Source organism: uncultured Turicibacter sp. (assembly GCF_938044715.1).
GTDB classification, from domain to species: domain Bacteria; phylum Bacillota_I; class Bacilli_A; order MOL361; family Turicibacteraceae; genus Turicibacter; species Turicibacter sanguinis.
On the sequence record NZ_CALIOS010000067.1, the window covers coordinates 1 to 7,471 of the forward strand.

Here is a 7,471-nt window from a genome sequence, read left to right on the forward strand (position 1 = left end):
GACGTGCCACGTCACTTTCATTATTTTCAAGAATCAATTTCAAAGAAGCAATCGGCGTTTTAATTTCATGAACCCATGTCTCAATATATTCCCGATATTCCGTTTCAAGTTCTTCGTATTTATTGACATTTTCATGCATCGATTTCGTAATATCATACAATAAACTGTGAAAAAGTTGGCCTTCTAAAAATTCTGGCTCTTCAACCACCTCTGCCACTAAATATTTCTCCTCAAGTTCTTCTAAGACCGACTCCAATTGATTAAAGTAACGTCGCCACTTAAAGTATTCAATCAGCATATAAGAGATAACTGGAATAAACCATAAACATCCAACTAAAAAAATAACGACTCCGCTCACTTTAGCAATAAGCATAAACATTAAAATAACTAAAAAAACTAACATTTGAATGACTAAAAAGGTAACATGATTCTTTACATAATCAACGAATCTCATGGCATGATGTACCCTAGCCCACGACGCGTTTCAATCGCATCCTTAAGACCAATTTCCTCTAGTTTTTTTCGAAGACGTGTCACATTCACCGACAACGTATTATCGTCAACAAATAAATCTGATTTCCATAAATGCTCCATCAAAACATCCCTCGAGACAATTTGGCCCTGATTTTTAATGAGACATCCTAAAATTTTCAGTTCATTCTTTGTAAGCTCCATCGTCTTTTGTTCATAAGTGATACTTCCATTCGACAAATTCAGCGTCAGACCTTTATAACAAAGCGTCTCACTTGCCGACAAAGAACCATACGTTCGTTTTAAAATGGATGAGATGCGCGCTAATAAAATTTGCGTATTATACGGTTTGGTAATAAAATCATCAGCGCCTAAATTCATACTCATTAACTCATCTAGCTCACTATCTCGACTCGTTACGACAATAATTGGAACATCAGATGATTTTCGCACTTCTTTACAAATATAATATCCATCAAAAACAGGTAAATTAATATCTAATAAAATTAATTGTGGCTTGATCGTTTCTACCTGTTCTACAATATTTGAAAAGTCCGTTGGTGCTTCAACCTCATAACCATAACGGCTTAAAAAAATTTGAAGCTCTTCACGAATCACTTCTGCATCTTCAATAATCATAATTTTTTGCAAAATGATACCTCCACTTCTAAATCCAACTACTCTTATTATACCCTAGCGTCTAGTATAATTATCCTTACAATTTTGTCACAAAAAAAAGAGTTCATCTATGTGAACTCAAGTTTACTCTGCTACATATAACTCATTGACAGTCTCTTCTTTTACTCCGATTACTAAGACTAATACGATGACTTTTAAAATTTCCATTACTGCTCTTAGCATGATTATCTCTCCCATCTTCCTTTAATTAAACTGATGTATTTAAAATGCTACTTGCACCACTCATTCACATGCTCTTCTTTAATCCCTACTATTAAGACTAAACCAATTACTTTTAAGATTTCGATTACAAATTTCATCTCCATCATCTCCTCAAAAAGTTTTGTTAAAACTCACTGACAGATACATTATATCTCCTGCCCTAATCTTATAACATCGAACTAGATGACAGAAATCTTTCATTTTTGTCATATAAAAAAATCATCCCAATTCGCCTAAACGAAATGAGATGATCCCTTGTCCTCATATTGTCATTCAACTTATCTAACGTATTTCTCGATAAATTGATAAATTCCACTAAAATACTCCTTCTCCATTAAGTCATCCGCTTCACAATGACCGAGTCCCTCTATGTACCAAAGTTCTTTTTGTTCATGTGGAATCGCATCATAAATATACTGGCTACTCTCTGGTGGGGTAACCTTATCTTCTGTTCCATGAATTAATAACACGGGAACCGTAATATTCGAAACAGCTTTAACAGGTTGAATATCATCATAAACTAGATTTTCTTTAAGTTTTAACACGACATTCCCAGCCCATTTAGCATAACTCACCGGTAAAAATGGAATATTTTCAGCGATAATTCCAAGTTCAACAGCACTCTCCATCGTATGATATGGCGCGTCTAACACATAAAAATCAGCATATTTACTTTTTTCATTTAACTCAGTATGCATCGTTGCTGTGGCAGCTCCCATCGAAAATCCGTGAATTCCTAAAATTCCATTTGGATATAACTCACGAGCAAATCCTGCAACAGCATCTAAATCAAATCGCTCATATAATCCAAACGTATAATTTTCACCACCTGTTAATCCGGTATGACGTTGATGGTAAACAACCACATTATAACCATTTTCTAAATAATTAAATGCTGAATTTAAGACCTCATGATAATTGCTTCCGATTCCGTGAACAATTACCATCACATCATTTGTTGGCGTATTCGCCTTAATATCTAAAACTTCAACCTCATAGCCATTTATAGGACTCTGTACAAAGGTTGTAGCATGTTCATATTTATCTAATGTGTCTAACACTTTATCTTCACGCTCTGTGTAAAAAACAGTCATATCTTCTGCACTAACTGACGGATTCTTTCCAACTGTTCCATCATAAACCATATTCCCAATAATCCAAGTTGCTAACGCAAAAATAGATCCTGCACCAACCGTTGAACCGATAATGACCTTTTTCTTTTTTTTCATTCTAAATCACCTCTTTTTGGAATTCAGTCATTGCTTTTTATTTATTATATCAAAATTATTTTGTTTTTCAAATTATTTGATTTGTAAACATTTAACATTCATAACTTTACTCCTAAATTCTCATACTATAATTGTTGTTTAACAACAAATTTATTGGAGGATGATCACAATGCATGATAAAAATCCAGGTGTCAAATGTACAGTAAGTAGTTGTAAATTTAATAACAATCAAAAACATTTCTGTCAATTAAATCAAATCACAGTGGGAACACATGAAAAGAACCCAGTCCAATGTGAATGTACTGACTGTCAGTCATTTGAATTAAAATAATCACACGTTGTCTCCATCCTAATATCTTCTAAAGCTAGGGCTACCCTAGCTTTTAAAATTTCCCAGGAAAACCATATTTAATTCATTATATTCAGCAATTCCCTAAAATAAGACAACTGATTTAATAAAAAAGGATTTTTTTTACTTCCTATCTGATCATCATGTCTGTTTTCTTATATGCCCCTTAATTGAGTTAATAAACTGATAGAAAATAAAAAAAGCAAACATCGAGCGTTTGCTTTTTAAATTAGAATAAAAATAATTGAACAATGTTTGCAACAATGGAAAAAATAACAAATCCTTTTGCCCATCCCGTACGATGTCGATAATATAAAATAAGTCCAACTAATGCACTTGTACCAATCAAAATTCCAATTCCTTGTTCTAAATAAAAATTCGTCGGCAATGAAGTGACATTTATCCAGGCTAACCAAAAACTATAAACAGCTGAAATCCAGATCATAGCATGTGTTAGTTTAGACTTTTTAACGTTTATCAAAAGAACAACGATTAAAAATGCTAAAATAAATAAAATAACAAATAACAAAAACAAATAACCAAGTGCCATTTCATTCCCTCCTTTTTCTAACATCTGTATTATAGCATCCAAATCTTTAAAATTTATGTTGAAAAATCTTAACAATTCTGTAGGATTGGTAACTCACACTCAAAAATAAACTGATCTGATTCTTGATAAACTTCTAGTTTTCCTCCAACACTCTCAATCAGCATACGACAACTTTGCAGTCCTACTCCATGACTTTCAATCTCATCACTGATTTGAAGTAAAACTTTATTACAAACCTTGATAACTAAAACATCTTCTAATTCGCAAATTCTAAACTTAATCGGATGTGAAGCATCCGCATATTTTAATAAATTTGAACAAATATTATCGATTAAACGGTAAAAATCATGACGTTCCATCTGTAAACTAAATGAATTCTCGATTTCAACCTCTACCAAAGCCTCAAACCCTTCACTTTCCAGTGAAGAAACGACTTCATGTAAACACTGTTCAATCATCTCATCTGCATTTAGCGTCATAACTGGCGCTTTTTTTTCTTCTACAACACACTGACGAAACAACTGATCAATTAAATATTTGATCTGAAATGCCTTGCTAGACACAATCTCTAGATATTTCGTCTGTTCTCCCTTATCTTTTTCCTGCTTGATGATATCTAAATAAGAGATAACAGCGGTTAAGGGGGTTCTTAAGTCATGAGATAGTGATCTAATCATTTGAATGTTTTGCTGTTTTAATTCTTTCTCAAGTTCTATTTGTTGTTCTAAAGTTTTAGCCATGTCATTAATGTCTGCTGCTAACTGAGAGATTTCATGCTGACCTCTCACTTCAATTTGAGTCGATAACTGACCATTTTTCATTCGTTCAACGGCATGGCTAATTTCTAAGATATAAGTAATCTGTCGATGCAACAAGGTCATAAAGGTAATCATAAAAATCACCATCGAAGCTATGACACACAATACTCGTCCCCACAAATAAAAATTAAGATTAAAAAACGGATAAATATCTATCCAAGCCGTCCCGTCACTAAATTGGAGTGCATAAGTTTTTGGAATGTACATGACATCAGATTCTTGATACCCATAAGAGATTAAGCTTGAATCATAATAAAGTTCATCTCCTTGGTAAATCAAAATTAGCAAATCATCATGTGCTCGATGCCATTCTTCTAGTTGCTTAGCATTTTCTAAAGATAATTGATGATTCGTAATGTACGCCTGAATATCTCGATTGATTCGATCCATTTCGTCTGCATAACTGGGAGACTGATTCACAACTTTACTCGTTAACGAATAAAGTGATTCCTCTAAAATAACATAACTTATAAAAGATAGTAATAATGAAATGACCACATATCCTGTAATCACTAAGCTCCACTTTGGTAACCCTACCTTTTCAAGAAATCGATTAATCCACATAATACCCTTTTCCCCAAGCCGTCTTAATATAGACTGGATTTTTTGAATCCTTCTCAATTTTTTTTCTCAAATTTCGCACGTGAACCATGACGGCATTGTCACCAATCACTTGCCCTGAATCATTCCAAATACTTTGATAAATTTGTTCCATCGAAAATATTTTTTTACGATGAGTAATCAATAGTCGTAAAATCTCATATTCTGTCGTGGTCAAGGAAACCTCTTTTCCCTCTAAAATCACACGCGTCGAATTCAAATCCACCACTAAATCACCAATCGTAATCGTCGGTTCTACCTTTACCTGAGTCGTTGAATGATACTGATACGCTCGTCTTAATAATGCTTTAACACGGATCAATAAATCACTATTTGAAAAAGGTTTCGTGATATAATCATCGCCACCCGCTGAAAATCCCATCGTTTTATCCGATTCTTGGCCATAGGCCGTTAAAAATAAAATCGGAACAAAAGACTTCTGACGTATTTCAGAGCAGACAACAATCCCAGACTTCTTTGGCATCTCGACATCTAAAATCACAAGTCCAATACTCTCATCCATTAATTCAATGGCTTCCTCACCATTACAAGCCGTCACAACCTCGTACCCATCACCTGTTAATAAGATTTGAAGAATTTGACGAATATCTTGATTATCATCAGCGACTAAAATTCTATTTTTCATCTACTTCATCCCACCTTAAAAAAAATTAACTTATCTCAGTTATATCATAAATTAAATAAAATTCATCAAAAAAAGACAACTATAGGTTGTCTTTTTCAATTATTTTATATTCCTAACAATAAACACCTTTTCGCGTCATGGCCTCAAGCATCGTATAAACAACATCACTTGATCGTTCATTAGCAGCTTGAAACGCCTGTTTAAAGGTTTGAAAAGCTTCATCATCTCCATAATGAGAGATTGCTTTAACACAAATAAATGGGAGATGATGACGATAAGCGACTTGACCTAAAACAGCTGCCTCAACATCTATAAACTCAATGCGATAACTTTGATTTAAATGTTCGGAAATAATGCTACTATTAATAAAACGATCTGCTGTTCCAAAAAGTCCAACCTGGCCCTTATAATCTAAATACTTACAAGCCATTAAAGCAAATTGCTTTAAATGTAAGTCACTTGGGAAAACAACTTGATTAGTTCCAGGAATTTCAAATAATCGATAATGATTGGCTTGAAAATCGACATCATATTGGAAAACCATATCTGAAATGGCAATATCTCCAAGATCTTTTTTTTGCTTTCCGATATATCCGCAATTTCCAAATCCAATAACCGCGGTAATCGGATACTTCTCTGTAATCACACCCATTGCATAAGCAAAATTAACTTTTCCCTCTCCTGCTTGAACCAAAATGATATCTTTCCCATTCAATTTTATTTCATAAATGTTGAAGAGATAATCTGTGACGATTTTATAATCATTCAATTTAGCTAATAATTGTTGCGCTTCAAACTTAGATTCGCAAAAAATACACAACATGTTCATCACCCTTTATCCAATTCAGGATCAATTTTATCTGACTCATTTCTACCTATCTTACTATATGCAATAGTTAATAGACGAGAACCTATTGAAGGGATTTCATACAAAAACTCGCTCCAATTATTGAAGCGAGTTTAATTAAAGTGATGATCATTCGACTTAAACACGAATATCTGGGGTCGTTTCCCAACCATGTTCTGTAGTGTGATCATAAGCTAAAACTTCAAAATTGAATAAATTACTATGGATGAAGACCCCCATCATCACGAATAACCTTAATCATTTTCTCTTCATTTTAATCCCTTCCTAAACATTCGACATGAAACATCCATAATTTGAACTGTCTTTCATCAATTTTATTATGATAAAATTGATCAAACAAATAAGATTTGACATGATGAAAAATAGCGGGTGATAAATACTTCTGACCAACATACTCATTTATTTCATCAAAGAAGTTAATCATCTGTGATTCAACTCCTTTTAAAATGTACATATCAATTAAAGAACTCGTGACAGCTTTCGCTTGTTCGAATATCCCATATTTTAAAATTTTTTCTTTTGATTGATTTAAGTAATCCTCTGCCAGTTCATAATCACCTAACTCGTAATAAATAGTCCCCATTAATCCAAGTGCTAAATGCTTTTTTACTTCATCGGTCACAACCTGAACTAAATGATTTAAAACCTCCAATGCCTCTTCAAATCTCCCTTGAGATTTGTATAAATAACTTAAATTTTGATAAACTTCGGTGACAAATGGCGGATAGCATGGATTTTCAATAAAAGCAACTTGCACGTCTATGGCCTCTTGAATTCGACCACATTTGCGCAAAACAATCCCTTTAAGAATAATGTGAGCTGCCCGAGTTAGAGGTTGGGGCGTCTCTCCCTCTCTTAGTGCTAAGTCAATATGATTTAACGCTAAATCAAGTTGGTCGACCTGAAAATATCCTTTGGCTAAATTATAAAGAATTTTATAACGATACTCCGTCATATCTGGGCTTAGTGAATGAAGGCTCATCTTCAAATAAGAAATGCTCTCTTCATACATTCCCATTTTCTCCATATTTAAACCAATC

General features: G+C 33.5%; 8 protein-coding genes and 1 pseudogene. 1 reads left to right on the forward strand and 8 read right to left on the reverse strand.

The window, feature by feature from the left end:
- From QWC74_RS07280 to QWC74_RS07290, 3 genes and pseudogenes are all read right to left on the reverse strand, one after another.
- Positions 1-454, reverse strand: a pseudogene (locus tag QWC74_RS07280) (sensor histidine kinase); the annotation flags it as partial.
- Positions 451-1,122, reverse strand: coding sequence for a response regulator transcription factor (locus QWC74_RS07285; RefSeq protein WP_006783435.1), 672 nt, complete (start codon positions 1,120-1,122; stop codon positions 451-453). The gene QWC74_RS07285 and the pseudogene QWC74_RS07280, both read right to left, overlap by 4 nt.
- Before the next feature lie 527 nt (positions 1,123-1,649).
- Positions 1,650-2,600: an alpha/beta hydrolase gene (locus QWC74_RS07290; RefSeq protein WP_006783437.1), complete on the reverse strand. Its 951-nt coding sequence runs from the start codon at positions 2,598-2,600 to the stop codon at positions 1,650-1,652.
- A gap of 169 nt (positions 2,601-2,769) precedes the next feature.
- On the opposite strand from QWC74_RS07290, the gene QWC74_RS07295 reads away from it, so the two are divergent.
- On the forward strand, positions 2,770-2,931 hold the full coding sequence (locus tag QWC74_RS07295) for a DUF1540 domain-containing protein (protein ID WP_006783438.1): 162 nt from the start codon (positions 2,770-2,772) through the stop codon (positions 2,929-2,931).
- Positions 2,932-3,178: 247 nt separating this feature from the next.
- Here the strand turns inward: QWC74_RS07295 and QWC74_RS07300 are convergent, their stop codons facing one another.
- From QWC74_RS07300 to QWC74_RS07320, 5 genes are all read right to left on the reverse strand, one after another.
- The gene (locus QWC74_RS07300) at positions 3,179-3,499 is read right to left on the reverse strand and encodes a hypothetical protein (protein ID WP_100068679.1); all 321 of its coding nucleotides are present in this window, start codon (positions 3,497-3,499) and stop codon (positions 3,179-3,181) included.
- A 68-nt stretch (positions 3,500-3,567) separates the two neighbouring features.
- Positions 3,568-4,881, reverse strand: a complete 1,314-nt coding sequence (locus tag QWC74_RS07305) for a HAMP domain-containing sensor histidine kinase (protein ID WP_132942878.1) — start codon at positions 4,879-4,881, stop codon at positions 3,568-3,570.
- Positions 4,871-5,563, reverse strand: a complete 693-nt coding sequence (locus tag QWC74_RS07310; RefSeq protein ID WP_006783441.1) for a response regulator transcription factor — start codon at positions 5,561-5,563, stop codon at positions 4,871-4,873. The genes QWC74_RS07305 and QWC74_RS07310 overlap by 11 nt, the downstream gene beginning before the upstream one ends.
- Before the next feature lie 112 nt (positions 5,564-5,675).
- Complete coding sequence (mtnN, locus tag QWC74_RS07315; protein WP_006783442.1) at positions 5,676-6,386, reverse strand: 5'-methylthioadenosine/S-adenosylhomocysteine nucleosidase; 711 nt, start codon at positions 6,384-6,386, stop codon at positions 5,676-5,678.
- Between the two features lie 298 nt (positions 6,387-6,684).
- Positions 6,685-7,471 (reverse strand): tetratricopeptide repeat protein (locus QWC74_RS07320; protein ID WP_288993968.1); only part of this gene is annotated, 787 nt, incomplete at its 5' end.